Consider the following 15,604-nt stretch of genomic DNA (forward strand, 5'->3'; position numbering starts at 1 on the left):
ATGCATATTTCATCCCCTGTTTTGACCTCTACTCGGCACAGAAGAGCTATTTACTTGCCGCTACTGGCTATTAGCTTGCTGCTCTCACCTCATCTGGCAGCCCAATCACTAGAGCAAGCGGTTGCCGAAACACTGGCCAGCAATCCGGAAATCAAGCGGGCCTACAATACCTTCATGGGCCAGAACCAAGCCAGCAGAGCCGCCCTCGGTGACTATCTACCTTCTGTCGATATCGAAGCCAGTGCCGGTTACGAGAACTATGACAACACCACCAACAGTACCGGTGACTACAACCCGCTTGATACCACCATCAGCCTACGTCAGCTAATCTGGGACGGCTCGATTACCTATCACAATATCCAGCGCACAAAAGCCGAGGCCGAAGCCCAGCGCTACCAACTGCTTGCCGATGCCCAAGACAAGGCATTGCGTGTCGCCGAGTCCTACCTGTCAGCGCTGGAGGCACAGGAAGTTCTGGTGTTGTCCCAGAAAAATTACGACATCCACCAGCGCATATTTACCGATATCAAAAAACGAACCGATGCAGGGATTGGCTCCATTGCCGATCTGTCGCAAATCGAAGGCCGCCTCGCCCGCTCACGCTCAAACCTTATTGCGGCCCAGAACAATCTACAGGACAAAAATACTGAATTCTTACACATCGTAGGCAGTCCTCCCGTTAATCTGGAAAAACCCGAGGTGGACCAAAACTATCTGGCGAATACATTAGATACCGCACTCAACGAGGCCAAAGCCAACAACCCTGTACTGAATGTCGCCAAATACGATATTGATGCCGCAACCTCGCAGTACAAGCAAGCCAAGGGAGATTTCCTGCCAACCTTTTCCGTGGAGGCCTCGCAAGAGTGGGGAGACGAGCTTGACGGTACGCCCGGCCATACCGACGAATTCAAGGCCATGTTGAAAGTAGAATACAACCTCTACAACGGCGGAACGGATCTGGCCGAAAGCCGTCAGGCGGCCTACCAACTCAGTGAGTCCAAAGATGTTCGAGACCGAGCCTACCGTTTACTCGAAGAGAGCACTCGCCTTGCTTGGAGCGGCATGGAATTGGCTATCGACCAAACCCAATACCTCCAAGAACATGTCGATGCTTCCGCAAGAACCGTTATCGCCTACCAGAAGCAGTTCCAAATCGGGCAACGCACCCTGCTTGATGTCCTCAACACTGAAAATGAACTGTTCGAAGCCCGCAAGGCTTACCTGCAATCACATTATGCCGGCATTTTGGCTAAGTACCGGGTGCTCAATGCCACGGGAAAATTGCTCGACGAAATGCGCGTTGATGTACCAGACAAATGGACAACATCGGTGCGCTAGGAGGTGAAAGCATGCTATTAACTCGTCAACATCCCGCCAGCACACGGCTTATCAACGCCATATTGCTGATTGTCGCTCTATTGGGCAGCGGATGTAGTACCGAGGCTGAACCGCCACCCATTGCCAGTCAATCGCGCGATCTTCTCGATGACGACAATGACGGCGTCATCAACGCCCGTGATAAATGCGCGGCAACACCCCATCAGGCCATTGTCGACAATGATGGCTGCCCGACCTTTGTCAAACGCAACGAAGCCAATGACCTACATATTCTGTTTGCCAATGACTCCACCGTGATCCCTGATAAATTCCTATCTGAAATCAGCCGGATGGCGGCATTTTTAAGCCAATACCCCGAAGCTAGAATCGAACTCAAAGGCTATGCAAGCCCTGTCGGAGGTCATGACTACAATCTTGATTTGTCCAAACGCAGGGCGGAAGTTGTCCGCCGCCATTTAATCAACCTTGGTGTCGCTCCAAAGCGCATCATCACAGTCGGTTTCGGAGACAACGAACCGGTCGCGGCAGCGACACCTGAACAAACCAATACCCTCAGCCGACGGGTAACCGCAAGGGTTCGGGGTTCACAGGGCCAAGTACTCGAAGAGTGGACGGTCTTTTCACTCAAGGCAGATTAGGTCGAGTCAATGAAAGGGGGAGTCATGATAATACTAGTCGCACTCATTACCCTGCCATCACGCCTCCTGCAGGCTGACAACAACCTTAGCGACATAGATAAGCTCCCTCCAAAATTCGAGCAGGTCTATGGCAAACAGGCTAAAAAACGGGCCAGTAGCTGGCAGCAGCTTCTTCATGCCATCCGCCGCCAAGAACCACTCCAACAATTAGAAGCAGTTAACCACTTTTTTAACCAAATGGCCTTTGTGGATGATCTGGTGGTTTGGGGAAAACGAGACTACTGGGCAACCCCATTTGAGTTTCTCGGGGCCGGAGCCGGGGACTGCGAAGACTACAGCATTGCCAAATATGTCTCGCTGCGGGACTTGGGGATCGCCGACGACAAATTACGCCTCATCTATGTCAAAGCCCTGCAGCTCAACCAGTTCCACATGGTGCTGGCCTACTATCCTACACCTGCATCAGTGCCTTTATTGCTGGATAACCTGAACCCGGAAATCAAGCCAGCGACCGAACGGCCTGACCTTCAACCTATTTACAGTTTCAACGGTAGCAAACTATGGCTAATGAAATTGCGGGGACAAGGGGAACACGTTGGCGATGCCAGCCGGCTCAAGCACTGGAATAACCTACGGCAGCGATTCGACAATCAACAGTTCGCTCAACCGCGCCTTCAGCGAAATCACTAGGAGCGCGCCTATGCCCCTTTACTATCGACTCTTCATCTGGATGCTGCTGCTTTTCCTGCTGCTATTGGCCGGTATCTTTTACAGCCAGCTCACCACCACCCGTAGTTTCCTGATCACTCAGCAGACCGCTGAGATCGACAACGCCATTCATGCCGTTGGTCTGGCTGTCACCCCTTATCTGGCCGACAACGATCGCGTGGGCACCGAATCGGTCATCAATGCCATTTTCGATGGTAGCCTTTACCAAAAAGTCTCCCTCGAGATCTTCAGCGACCAACAGCAGATCACCCGCGAATACCCCATCGCACCAAGCAATGTACCAAGATGGTTTCAGCAAGCAGTACCGATCCCGACCACTACACGGCAGAATACCCTGACCAGCGGTTGGTTACAGCTCGGCAAAATTACCGTGACCAGCCATCCAACCCTTGCCTATAGCAAATTGTGGCAAAGCAGCCTAGAGCTCCTCACCACCTTCGGGATCTGCTTTGTTATCGGGGTCATGTTGCTCAAATTGATGCTCGATCGACTGGTTAAACGCCCGCTGGCAATCTTGCAGCAAAAAACCCGGGCTATTGCCGACAACCACTTCGGTTCACCACTTCCTGCGCCGGCAACCTCGGAGTTCAAGGCTCTGACCGATGCCTTCAATCAAATGAGCACGAAACTCCAACGTCAGTTCCACCAGCAGTCCCAAGAAGCTGATTTGCTGCGCAAGCGGGCTTACCAAGACCCTGACTCCGGCCTCGGCAACCGGCGACGGCTCTTGCTTGAACTGGCCGAATGGTTGGACAGCGAAACACCTGGGCATATCCTGATTTTTCGAGTAGAGGCAATCCGCCTGCTTCGCCACCAACACAAATACCCCACGGCACAAACATTGGTAAAAACCATTGGCGATCATCTCCGCGCTTCCACATCCGAGCTATTCCCCCACTCTGAATACCATCTCGGCCGCCTCAGCCACACCGAATTCATGCTGATCAATACAGGGGGGACAGCGGCCCCGCCCATTTCTCAAGCCATCCGTTGTGCCCAGCAGATTAGCCATGCACAACAGGTTTGTTGCCCGGATAGCCCCGATCCTATTTTTACCGGCGTGATCACCAAACAGGCTTCTGCACCGCCAATCGCGACATCCGTTCCTGAGCTGCTCGCGCTGTGTGACAATGCGCTCTCGCAAGCCCAGCAAAACAGTAACTTTGTCGCCGTTATCAGTGACACACAAGGCCTTGTTGAATCCGGTGGCATATCACAAAACCCAGATATCTCCAATCAAGATCGGTTAAGCCCCCAGCAAGCCTCCGAGTTGGGATACGGATGGGGGAAGCAGAAGTGGCTAGAAATCTGCCAGATGGCTATCGCCAATGACCAGTTTCGCTTCACTTACCAAAACGTCGATGACCAGCATGGCCATAACCTGCACCGCGAATTGTTTGCCAATCTCACCCATCACAACCACAATTACCCAGCGCGCCTGTTCATGCCTGCCCTGGCCGCACTTGAGCGAACCAGCGAACTCGATTGTTATCTTTTGCAAAAAGCCAGCCGTTACCTTGCCCTCCCCCACGAGGAATCACGCTTTGTCGCCGTCAATCTCGCCTTACCGACTATCACTGATACCGGTTTTATCCAATGGCTAGACAACTTCCTTGATAACAACCCGATCTTCAGCCAGCAGCTTATTATCGAACTACCAGAACAAGCATTTATTCTCGAAACTGCCCAAACCAAACTGCTGTGTGATGTATTGAATAAACATCATTTTACCTATGGTATCGACAACTATGGCCGCCACTTTGATTCCATCGGCTACCTGCGCCATTTTCAGCCCCGCTACGTCAAGATTGACTTTATCTATACCCGACAACTCGAGGATGACATTCAGCAAGATGCCCTGCGCGCGCTAATCCAAACCGCGCACCACCTTGATATCACCACCATTGCCACCCGAGTTGAAACCAAACAACAGGCATCAACCCTTGCCGCACTGGGAGTCTCCGGATTTCAGGGCTTTGCCATTCATCAACAGGAAAATACGCGCGGGGAGACGGACAATGCATGATCCATTACTGACAGCACTGTGCTATCTCTGCCGATATCATGGTCAACCCCATTCGACAGAGCTGCTACTTGACGGCTTGCCTATCGAACACGGTCAGCTTCCACCATTTCTGCTGCCACGGGCAGCACAAAACGTCGGCCTCGAGGCGCACGAAGCACAGTTATCACTCCCCGAACTGTCCCCGCTGCTGCTCCCCGCCATTGCCTTGCTGCGCAATAACACCGCCTGCGTAGTAACCGAAATTGACCATAAAAAAAAGCAGGCACAAATTAGCGGCCACACCACTCTTGAGGAAACAAGCCGCCCAGCTGATGACAACTATCAAGAAGGCGGTAATACAAAATCCACCGGACACTGGATCAGTTTTGCCGAACTTGAAAGAGCCTTTATTAACCGGGTTTTTCTATTCAAACGGCCTTTCCAAGGTGACGAGCGCAGCCAGCAACACAGCACCGCGACCCAAACAAACCACTCTCCAAGCTCCCGCTGGTTTTGGCAAACCCTGTGGCAATCCAAGGCAATTTATCGGGATGTACTGGTCGCATCGTTCCTAATCAACTTATTTGCTGTCGCCACCCCGCTGTTCACCCGCTTGGTTTACGATAAGGTCGTTCCCAATCAGGCATTCGATACCCTGTGGGTACTCGCCAGTGGTATAGCCATTATTTTCGGCTTTGATCTGCTGCTCAAAGGTCTTCGCAGCTACTTCCTCGATATCAGCGGGAAAAAAGCCGATCTCCTGATGTCAGCAGCGATTTACCGCAAAGTAATGGGTATCGAAATGGCCGCTCGTCCTCCTTCCGTCGGCGCATTTGCCCGCCATCTACAAGAATTTGAGTCAATTCGGGAGTTCTTCACATCGGCTTCCCTCTCTGCGTTGATTGATCTGCCTTTTGCCCTGCTCTTTCTGGCTGTCATCGCCTATATTGCCGGACCACTGGCGATCATTCCGGCTATCGCCATCGCCCTGCTTGCCCTTTACAGCCTTGCTATTCAACGTCCGCTCCGGCAAGCCATCGAGCAGGGCACCCAGCTCTCAACCCAAAAAAACGCCAACCTTGTCGAAAGTCTGGCAGGACTGGAAACCCTCAAGCTGCTCAACAGCCAACCCCAATACCAACACCGCTGGGAGCAAGCCGTCGCCACTATGGCGGGTTGGTCTGTCCGCTCCCGCCGCCTGGCGGATTCCGTGCATAACCTCGCCGGCTTCACCCAACAAGCTGTCTCTGTGGGCATAATAATCACCGGGGTATATCTTATTGCCGCTGGACAGCTCTCCGTCGGGGGGCTGATTGCCGTATCCATGCTGGCCAGCCGGGCAATCGCTCCGATGATCCAGCTGTCACAACTTTCTACACGTTATTTTCAGGCCAAAACGGCCGTCGAAACCCTAAGTGCAATCATGGCATCACCAGAAGAAGCGTCAGCCGTTACTTCGGCACAATCCTCAGTATCCCAAGCTGGTGAAAAACAGCCCCCTACCTCACGCCATAGCCAACAATTCCACAGCCAAACGACTGTCGCGAAACAAATCGGGCGAATCCAATTTGACGACGTCTCCTTTACCTATCCCGGTGCTGATTCGCCAGCCTTGCAACATGTCAGCCTAACTATTCGTCCCGGCGAAAAAATCGGGATTATCGGCAAAATCGGGGCGGGGAAAACCACGTTGCTAAGGCTGCTTACCCGTCTTTATGTCCCTGAAACCGGCAATATCCTGATTGACCAACATCACCTAGCCCAGTTTCATCCCGGCGAATTACGGCGACACATCGGCTGCATGACCCAAGAGCCCACCCTGTTCTTCGGCACGATTCGCGACAATATTCTGCTTGGTCGCCAGCATGTTTCAGAATCGGATCTCACCCGAGCCTGCAAACTCTCCGGTGTGGCCCTTTTTACCCAATCCTCCCCTTCCGGTCTCAACCGGCAAGTGGGTGAAAATGGCCAATGCCTGTCCGGCGGGCAAAAACAAGCCATCGCCTTTGCCAGAGCCATTGTCTCCCAACCGCCTTTGTTGATCCTCGACGAACCGACTAGCAGTATGGACAACCGTGCCGAGCAGCAAATCAAACACACCATTGCTGACATGGAACGTGATACCACTTTATTGTTGCTCACCCATAAAACCACCATGCTGGATGTTGTCGATCGCCTTATCGTTCTTGAGCAAGGCAAAATTATTGCTGATGGCCCAAAGGACATAATCCTCAGCAAGTTAAAATAACGAACAACCGCGAATAAATAACAAATTTAAATTCACAACCGAATCATGAAATAAAAAATCGACACGCGTGAAAATAATTAAAAACATGACTTAAAGCACAAAAAATATATTTACCCACTCCCACTGTGATGGGCTTCTCACTCATTTCAAGATGCAACATTTCTCCAGTAAAGGATATGAATATCCAATATTCAACCTATCACTGAGCGCGCATAATCGTCAGCAACAACCAAGGACAGATTCCCGTCCGGAATAACATCTATTAATTAACTATTCAAAAGGTCTTGAGTATGAAAGTGGAATTTTCAGAACTTAAAAGGCACCTGCTAACAGGTACCAGCCACATGTTGCCATTCGTTGTTGCGGGCGGTGTATTGCTTGCACTGTCAGTGATGCTCAACGGCAAAGGTGCCGTACCGGAAGGTGTTTTCCTTGAAGGCCTTTGGGATATGGGGATCGCCGGTTTCACCCTGTTTGTACCTGTACTGGGCGGCTATATCGCTTACTCTATTGCTGACCGTCCTGCCCTTGCGCCGGGCATGATCGGCGCTTATCTTGCCAACCAGGTTCAGGCCGGTTTTCTTGGGGCCATCGTGGTCGGCTTCATCGCCGGTTATGTGGTACTGCAACTCAAGCGGATCCCGCTATCTAACAAACTGAAAGCCCTGTCTACCTACTTTATCATTCCTATTGGCGGTACTTTCATTGTCTCTGCACTGGTTGTATTTGTGATCGGTCAGCCTATCGCCGCCTTCATGGCGATGATGAACGAAGGCCTGCAGTCAATGGCTGGAGCCTCTAAAGCCGTGCTGGGTATGGTACTTGGCGGCATGACCGCTTTCGATATGGGCGGCCCAATCAACAAGGTAGCCACCCTGTTTGCCCAGACTCAAGTCGGTACTCAGCCTTGGCTAATGGGCGGTGTCGGTGTGGCTATCTGTGTACCGCCGCTAGGCATGGCACTGGCAACCTTCCTTGCTCCGAAAAAATACACCCCTGAAGAAAAAGAAGCTGGCAAAGCGGCATCTATCATGGGCTGCATCGGTATCACCGAAGGTGCTATCCCATTTGCTGCCAACGACCCAGCCCGTGTTATCCCTGCCATCGTCGCTGGTGGTATCGTCGGTAACGTTGTCGCCTTCATGGCCGGGGTACTCAACCATGCACCGTGGGGTGGCCTGATTGTACTGCCCGTTGTCGAAGGTCGCCTAATGTACGTCGCCGCGGTCATTGCAGGCTCTGTCACCACAGCTCTAGTTGTGAACTTCTTGAAAAAACCAATCGAGAACCGTGATGCGGACAAACAAGCCGAAACAGAAGAACTCGAGCTGTCATTCGATTAATACCGACTTAACCCTATACAGAATTCATACAGAATAAATACCGAACAAAGAAGAGAGAATATTATGAAACTTATTGGCGTAACTTCTTGCCCATCTGGCGTTGCCCACACTTACATGGCAGCCGAAGCACTTGAAACCGCAGCCAAAGCAAAAGGCTGGGAAGTTAAAATTGAAACCCAAGGCGCAATCGGTATTGAAAACGAACTGAATGCCAACGATGTTGAAACAGCCGATGTGGTTATTCTGACCAAAGACATCGCAATCAAAAACGAAGAACGTTTTGCCGGTAAAAAGATTGTTCGCGTCACCGTTGCCCAAGCGGCAAAACAGGCTCCTGAAATTATCACCAAATTAGAAAGTATGCTTGCTCAGGCATAATTGAGTTTGGCGAAGTTACTCCCGAACAGTAGCTTCGCCTTTTTTATTTCGCCAACTTACTTCAAAAATACAAAATTAATTTCAGGACGCTCAGTAAATAGCTTGACCACATTATTACTTAGACGTATACCCAAGTCACATATATAAAGCCGATCAGACTATGTACCATATCATCACCGAGTCCCTAAACACATTCAACGGCCAACTTATCCACCTTTGCACGAGTGAAAATACTCCTCCCGAAGGCGCTTACCAAGTTAACTTCAACCGCCTTGAAATACTGCTCGACGGTGATTACGATCTCATTGTTGACGGCAAGTATGACCACCAACCAATCACACTTAAGCCCAACGAGATGATCTACATCCCGGCTAACTCCTGGAGCAAACCGACATGGGACAAATCCTGCCGGATGATCTCGATTCTGTTCGGCCGAAGCCAAGTGGGATTTAGCTATATTGAATATGTCAAAGGGGAAGGATTTGTCGAGGTCGTCAAGCACTCCATGCCGCTACCTTCGTCCATGAGCTGTGAACTGGTAATCAATGCTCTTAGTTGTATCGGTGATGACAAAAAAGCCGAAGTAATGGCCAACAGTCTGGCACAGGCACTGATCTTATACTGCCGAGCACTATTAACTGCCCCGCAGCAAGAAAAAACAAGCCGAAGCGAAAGACTTTACCGCAACATCTGTATCTATGTTCAAGAAAACTTCCACAAAGACATTACCCGCATCACCGTAGCGGATCGCTTTGGTATTTCATCAGCCCATGTCTCGCGCCTATTCAATCAAGAAGGTAGCGTGAAATACGCAGACTACGTCACTTACGTACGCCTTGACCGCGCCAAGTTCATGCTAAAGACATACAGCTTCAAAATAGACGAAATAGCCCGTCGCTGCGGATTCAAAGACACCAACTACTTTTGCCGGGTATTCAAACAAAAAACCGGTAAGACACCCAGCGAATACCGTTTGAACGCCGCTTAATGACTTGCAATCATTCACAAGCTAGATCCTGCTGACAATAAAAAAGGGCCCACACTACGTAGGCCCTTTTTTGCAATCAGAGTAAGCTATGCAACTACAACTTAGCAGTAGTAAGCTTCAACTGTGCCTTTCAGCGTGATAAGAAGCGGCTGACCACGGCGGTCTAGTGCTTTTGGTGAAGGGATCTTGATCCAACCTTCGCTAATGCAGTATTCCTCTACATCGAAACGCTCTTTACCGTTGAAACGGATACCGATGTTGTGCTCGAAGCACTCTGCCACGTGGTGCGGGCTGCGAGGGTTACATGATAGGTGATCAGGTAGAGCTGGTTGCGCTTTAGAATCAGTCATTTTCTTTCACTTCTGGAAAATAAAAAGTGCGCTATTGTAGACAATATAAGCCCAAGCCTCAAGAGAAGCGGGAATTATTCCCGCCCCCACACATTAAATCATAACGCTATGATTTAATTGAAATTTAAAAACATTCTTTGTAACCGGCCAACGGAATCCGGGTCGACACTGCATGCAATGCAATATTGTGGATCATTTCATCGACTGTTGTACAACAGTCCGCCAGAATGGAAACCTGATATTTTTCCGCCGCCTTAGATATCGCCGTATGCGTCACGCAGTTCTGCGTCATCATGCCGCAGACAAGCAATTCATCCACTCCGTACTGGGCCAGCAAGCCCTCCAAGTTTGTTCCTTCAAAACTGTCTGCGTAGTGCTTGATGACAACATCTGCATCTGGTGCGGCCGCCAATATCTCAGAATGAATCGCCGCCCCATCGGTACCTTGATTGAAAAACGGCGCGACACCAACAGCGGGATCCGCAATATGCTGAATATGGATAATTTTCACATCATGTTCTTGCGCTAACTCAATCGCGTTTTTGATGTTACCTAATACCAAATCAGTGTTCCAAAGCGGGAATTTACCACCTGGGAAATAGTCATTTTGTAAGTCAATCACCAACAAGGCTTTCTGGTTCATACAAGGCTCCTTTGTGTTTCAGATTTTGTTTCATCGCATTCAATACACACAGTATGGCCGATTGAGGATAATCTAAGCAGTGTCTACAATGACATAAAACATGCCAAAACGGACAAATTGTCCCCATTAACCAAATGACAACCATTACTATCGCTATCTGCCATTACCCGTCAGCACTTCGCTCAGCAATTTATGGATTGGATGAGCTCTTCATGCTGGCAAACCGCGTATGCAAAGAACACAACCTTCGCTGTCAGTTCGTACCCACTATCATTGAAACATTTGAAAATCATGATGAGACTTATCAGATCGTAATCTTACCGCCCAGTATGTCTGGGGACTATTACCGTCACCCCAATACCGAACATATTCAATGGCTCAATGAACAGCACCGGAGCGGAAGTAAACTGGCCTCAGCCTGTGCCGGCTCCTTTATTCTTGCTCATACCGACACCTTGCAATGCCGCGCTGTCACCACACATTGGGGGCTGGCTGATGATTTTCGACACACCTTTCCAAACCAGCCTCTGGATATAGACCGAATACTGATCGATCATGGCGATATCGTTACGGCTGGTGGCATGATGTCATGGCTTGATCTTGGTTTGGATATCATCGCCAAGCATGCTGGAGAATTTGTCATGCGCCAATTAGGCAAGATGCTAGTTGTCGATACCGCCCCTCGAGAGCAACGGTACTACCAGCAGTTCATTCCATTAACAACCCATAACGACCATGTCATAAGGCAAGTTCAGCAACACATCAACTTGCACTATTCCAGCTCACTGACTGTCACCCAGTTGGCCAGTCTCGTGCACCTGAGTGAACGCTCTCTGCTCCGTCGTTTTCGTCAGGCAACCCACTATTCACCCAATGAGTATTTACAACGGCTAAGGATACAAAAAGCCTGTGACTTACTTGAAGCCAGCCAGTATCCCTTTGAACATATCGCCCATCTGGTGGGCTACCAAGACAGTACCGCGTGCCGCAAGACATTTATAAAGATAATGGGATTAACCCCAAGGGCATTCCGCCAACGGTTTAATGGTTGAGGCTGCACGGGCTCTAAAGACAGACGCCAACAAAAAAGCCCACCACGGTTAAACCTTGGTGGGCTTGTTTCATTCAAAACACGATTACATTACGCACTTTTGAGCTTCTTTCGCTTTCTCAATGCTCTTTTCAATCAGTGTTTTTGCATCTTCGTTACTGATAGTGACCATCACTTTGTCCATCAGCTTTTCAGCTGTTGACTCAGATGACGCTTCCACCAAGCAGCTGTAAGCATTGGAAATGTGCTCATGAACTTCTGTTAATACTTCAGGATCACTGAAATCAGCATTCAGTGCTTCGTCAACAGACTCGGCAAGCTTTTGTGCCGAAGCCGCGGCATCACCCAATTGTTCGAGGTTTAGCTTGCTAAGATCAACAGATTCCATTTTCTCTTGCATGGTATCAACAGCATTGTTCGCCGCTTTCTGAGCCTGATCAATCACTTGATTAGCATCATCACAACCAGACAAAGCCGCAACAAGCATCAAAGATGAGATAATTTTCTTCATTTTATTCTTCAAATACAGATAGTTAAAATTGGCACGCTAATTACCAGCCATACCAGATAACGCTATCCTATTTCAGTCCAAATCCTTAAACAAGCGATAAAATGTAACGTGACAACATGCGCACAGATTTTCCACTCGATCTATTCCAAATAAGAATGGGTGGTAGTCGAATAATCACAGTTTCAGTCACTTATATTCAAGCCTAACATAGGGATACTTACTCCAACCTATGCACAAAAGGTATTGATAATGACTTCCGGCAAATTAAAGGCAGGCAGTATTTTCCCGGCCATAGCGCTACCGACCCTAACTGGCACCGACGTGATCCTCGGTGTTCCCCAGCAAGGCACAGACTGGCAAATGGTTGTGATCTACCGAGGCCGACACTGCCCGCTATGCACCCGCTACCTCAACGAGCTTGAAACGCTGCGAGAACAATTTGGGGCTCTAGGGATCGATATTGTTGTAGCCTCTGCTGATAGCGAGGAGCAATTACGTACGCATATGGATAACTTATCGGTTAGCTTTCCTATCGGCTATGGCCTTAACATCGAGCAAATGCAGCAGCTCGGACTGTATATTTCCCATCCTCGCTCAGCACAGGAAACCGATCATCCATTCGCTGAACCGGGCTTGTTTGTCATAAATGAAAACAATGAGATACAAATTATTGACATTTCAAATGCCCCGTTTGCCCGACCAGATCTAAAAACATTGCTCGCAGGCTTGGCATTTATTCGCAACCCTGAAAACAATTATCCGATCCGTGGAACTTACCTATAAAGCCCCCGAGGAATAATCGATCGAACTTCCACCAATCTCCACCAATAGCAAAATAGCGGCCCTCATACGAAGGCCGCTACTGCTTATGCCAACAAACATTGTCGCGCTTATAGCGAGAGCTCTGATTGCAAGAACGCAATCATTTCTGACTCTGTGGTCATTTCTTTTAAGGTGTTACGGAAACTCTCATGGATCAGCTTACGCGCGAGGCCGGAGAATATTCGCATATGCTGATCGCCTTGCTCCTTGTTAAGGGTCAGCATAATCACAAATTCAACGTCACTATCATCACTGTCTGCTGTCCAACTTACTGGCTTACCCAACCGCGCAATTGAAATCGATGAGTGCTGAATATTGTCAGATTTGGTATGTGGAATAGCGAACCCGTTACCCAATCCGGTAGAGAACACCTCCTCTCGAGCCCAGATATCAGCTTCTAACTCATTGACCCTTACAGTACGGCCACAAATCCCCAAGTTACCGACAAGTGCCTGAATAGCTTCTTCTTTGCTTGTAAAATCACAATCTAGCAAGACACATTCCGTCGCCAATAGCGGCTTAGCCTCTTGGCTGCGCTCGAACTCATCGAGCAAGGCTTCAACTTCGGCAATCGTCGCACAATCACACGCCTGCTGGAACAATGCCTCACATTGCTTGCTATCTAGCTGACTCAGCAATGCCTTCGCAGGCACAATGCTTGGCGCTGCCATGCTAAGTTCATCCAAACCCGCGCCCACCAGCAGGGGCAACACTTTCTTGTTGGCCCCCAGCTCTCCGCATAGGCCGACCCATTTTCCGTATTCATGGGCACCAACAACCACTTCACGCAACAAGCGGAGGAAAGATGGAGCAAGACTGTTGTACAGTTTGGCAACATTATCGTTATCACGATCGACGGCCAGAAGGTACTGGGTCATGTCATTCGAGCCAATACTGAAGAAGTCAACTTCGCGGCAGAACTGATCCATCATGAAAGCCACTGCCGGGATCTCAACCATGATCCCCAGTTCAAGCTCACCAAAACCGATATTTTCAGATTCCAATTCCGCTTTCACCAATGCCAACTGACTTTTTACCCAGCGGATCTCCTCAATACTCTGAATCATCGGGATCATCAGCTTAGTATGGCCATGTTGCGCCGCACGCAACACAGCGCGCAATTGAGTACGGAACAAGGTAACAAACTGAGGATAAATCCGAACAGCCCGGTAACCCAAGAACGGGTTGTGCTCGGCAGGCAAGTTGAGGTAATCAATCGGCTTATCGCCGCCGATATCCATACTGCGGATAATCACTGGCTTATCGCCTGCAGCATCAAGTACCTGCCGGTAACACTCGAACTGCTCGGCTTCATCCGGCGCAGAGGCGCGATCCATAAACAGCATCTCGGTTCGGAAAAGGCCAATCCCTTCTGCCCCTAGAGAAAAAGCCGGTTCGGCCTCCACTGTACAGGCAATATTGGCCGCTACTTCAACCAATTTACCGTCTTTGGTCATGCCAGATGCAGCCAGAAACTCATGCTGGCGCTCTTTACCTAGCTGCGCCAACTTAAGGGAACGTTCAAAATAGACGGCGACAGCCGGGGTTGGCGCAGGCGCAACAACACCCAAATTACCATCAATATATGCCAACTCGCCCTCATAGGCAGCACAGGTATCCAAGTCAATGCCCGCGATAGCCGGGATATTAAAGGCACGGGCCAAAATTACAGTGTGCGATGTTGCCCCGGCGTTGGTCAGGATCAGCCCTTGCAACATACCGCGATCTAAACCAAGGAACTGACTAGGTGTCAAATCACTGGCAACCACAATCGATGGCTGAGACAAGACAAAATCCGTCTCTATCTCAAGATACGGGTGAGCGGCCACCAACAATTGCAGAGCGATATCCTTGATATCCAGCACCCGCTCTTTAAGGTAATCCGAGGATGATTGCAGCAGGGTATGACAGATAGACTCGACCGTTGCTAGCACAGCTTCGGCAACCGTCTTGCCATTGGCAACCAAACCCTCTATCTGACCGACAAATGCCTCATCCGCTAAAATAGCCAAGTGGGCCTCGATAATCGCTTTTTCTTCACCGGTGGCCGTCTGAGCATTGTCAGCCAACTGCTTTCGAACCTGATCGGTGGCTTGCTCAAAGCAAACACTGGCCTCAGCCTGAGCAAATAGAGTCAGATCCATATCACTGAAACGTACCAACTGCCCCTTTGCAACCCCAGCCGACAGACGCTTGGCCTTGAGCAAAACGGGATTATGGCGAAGCAAAGACTGCGGCAGCACTATGTCAGATTCGTCCATCACCACCAGCTCAGCATCGCAATGGGGAAATTCCTCCCGCAAATAAGTCTCAAGCATCGACTGAGCCAGCTCGGCGTCACCCCCCTCGATGATAAGCGAACAAGGATCCTTAAACAGAGTATCGGTACCCACTAGCGACAATACACTCTTTGCCGATCCACTGTTGCCATTACGCAGGTTCATTAAAGTAATATCACTATCAAACTGACAGCACACAGTTTCCAAATGATTGGCAGGGCGAGCGTGAATCCCATTGGGCAATTCACAAATAAAGGCGACTTCTTTCTTCATGATGT

General features: G+C 49.7%; 14 protein-coding genes. 10 read left to right on the forward strand and 4 right to left on the reverse strand.

The features are described 5' to 3' along the window. From ABT56_RS11180 to ABT56_RS11215, 8 genes are all read left to right on the forward strand, one after another. On the forward strand, window positions 1-1,341 hold the full coding sequence (locus tag ABT56_RS11180; protein WP_047878957.1) for a TolC family outer membrane protein: 1,341 nt from the start codon (window positions 1-3) through the stop codon (window positions 1,339-1,341). Window positions 1,342-1,352: 11 nt separating this feature from the next. After that, window positions 1,353-1,979, forward strand: a complete 627-nt coding sequence (locus tag ABT56_RS11185) for an OmpA family protein (RefSeq protein WP_047878958.1) — start codon at window positions 1,353-1,355, stop codon at window positions 1,977-1,979. A 9-nt stretch (window positions 1,980-1,988) separates the two neighbouring features. Continuing rightward, complete coding sequence (locus tag ABT56_RS11190) at window positions 1,989-2,669, forward strand: transglutaminase-like cysteine peptidase (protein WP_053062453.1); 681 nt, start codon at window positions 1,989-1,991, stop codon at window positions 2,667-2,669. A gap of 10 nt (window positions 2,670-2,679) precedes the next feature. Continuing rightward, window positions 2,680-4,734 carry a bifunctional diguanylate cyclase/phosphodiesterase gene (locus ABT56_RS11195; RefSeq protein WP_047878959.1) on the forward strand — a complete coding sequence of 685 codons (2,055 nt, stop codon included), beginning with the start codon at window positions 2,680-2,682 and terminating at the stop codon, window positions 4,732-4,734. Next, window positions 4,727-6,961 (forward strand): type I secretion system permease/ATPase, encoded by a 2,235-nt coding sequence (locus ABT56_RS11200; RefSeq protein ID WP_047878960.1) that lies wholly within the window; start codon window positions 4,727-4,729, stop codon window positions 6,959-6,961. The genes ABT56_RS11195 and ABT56_RS11200 overlap by 8 nt, the downstream gene beginning before the upstream one ends. Window positions 6,962-7,251: 290 nt before the next feature. Further along, window positions 7,252-8,304, forward strand: a complete 1,053-nt coding sequence (locus ABT56_RS11205) for a PTS fructose transporter subunit EIIC (RefSeq protein ID WP_047878961.1) — start codon at window positions 7,252-7,254, stop codon at window positions 8,302-8,304. A gap of 63 nt (window positions 8,305-8,367) precedes the next feature. Beyond that, window positions 8,368-8,682 (forward strand): PTS fructose-like transporter subunit IIB, encoded by a 315-nt coding sequence (locus ABT56_RS11210; RefSeq protein ID WP_047878962.1) that lies wholly within the window; start codon window positions 8,368-8,370, stop codon window positions 8,680-8,682. Window positions 8,683-8,842: 160 nt separating this feature from the next. Continuing rightward, window positions 8,843-9,670, forward strand: a complete 828-nt coding sequence (locus tag ABT56_RS11215; RefSeq protein WP_047878963.1) for an AraC family transcriptional regulator — start codon at window positions 8,843-8,845, stop codon at window positions 9,668-9,670. A gap of 101 nt (window positions 9,671-9,771) precedes the next feature. Here ABT56_RS11215 and ABT56_RS11220 read toward each other — a convergent pair whose 3' ends face one another. Beyond that, on the reverse strand, window positions 9,772-10,020 hold the full coding sequence (locus ABT56_RS11220) for a DUF3297 family protein (protein WP_047878964.1): 249 nt from the start codon (window positions 10,018-10,020) through the stop codon (window positions 9,772-9,774). Window positions 10,021-10,144: 124 nt separating this feature from the next. Beyond that, entirely contained in the window at window positions 10,145-10,663 is a 519-nt protein-coding gene (locus tag ABT56_RS11225; RefSeq protein WP_047878965.1) for a cysteine hydrolase family protein, read from the reverse strand. A gap of 134 nt (window positions 10,664-10,797) precedes the next feature. On the opposite strand from ABT56_RS11225, the gene ABT56_RS11230 reads away from it, so the two are divergent. Further along, window positions 10,798-11,715, forward strand: coding sequence for a GlxA family transcriptional regulator (locus ABT56_RS11230; RefSeq protein ID WP_047878966.1), 918 nt, complete (start codon window positions 10,798-10,800; stop codon window positions 11,713-11,715). Between the two features lie 84 nt (window positions 11,716-11,799). Here ABT56_RS11230 and ABT56_RS11235 read toward each other — a convergent pair whose 3' ends face one another. Then, complete coding sequence (locus ABT56_RS11235; protein WP_047878967.1) at window positions 11,800-12,225, reverse strand: hypothetical protein; 426 nt, start codon at window positions 12,223-12,225, stop codon at window positions 11,800-11,802. A gap of 249 nt (window positions 12,226-12,474) precedes the next feature. On the opposite strand from ABT56_RS11235, the gene ABT56_RS11240 reads away from it, so the two are divergent. Beyond that, on the forward strand, window positions 12,475-13,008 hold the full coding sequence (locus ABT56_RS11240) for a peroxiredoxin-like family protein (protein WP_047878968.1): 534 nt from the start codon (window positions 12,475-12,477) through the stop codon (window positions 13,006-13,008). 107 nt (window positions 13,009-13,115) lie between these two features. Here the strand turns inward: ABT56_RS11240 and ptsP are convergent, their stop codons facing one another. After that, on the reverse strand, window positions 13,116-15,599 hold the full coding sequence (gene ptsP / locus ABT56_RS11245) for a phosphoenolpyruvate--protein phosphotransferase (protein WP_047879026.1): 2,484 nt from the start codon (window positions 15,597-15,599) through the stop codon (window positions 13,116-13,118). Between the last annotated feature and the right edge of the window lie 5 nt (window positions 15,600-15,604).

This window comes from Photobacterium aquae (genome assembly GCF_001029445.1).
Taxonomy (GTDB): domain Bacteria; phylum Pseudomonadota; class Gammaproteobacteria; order Enterobacterales; family Vibrionaceae; genus Photobacterium; species Photobacterium aquae.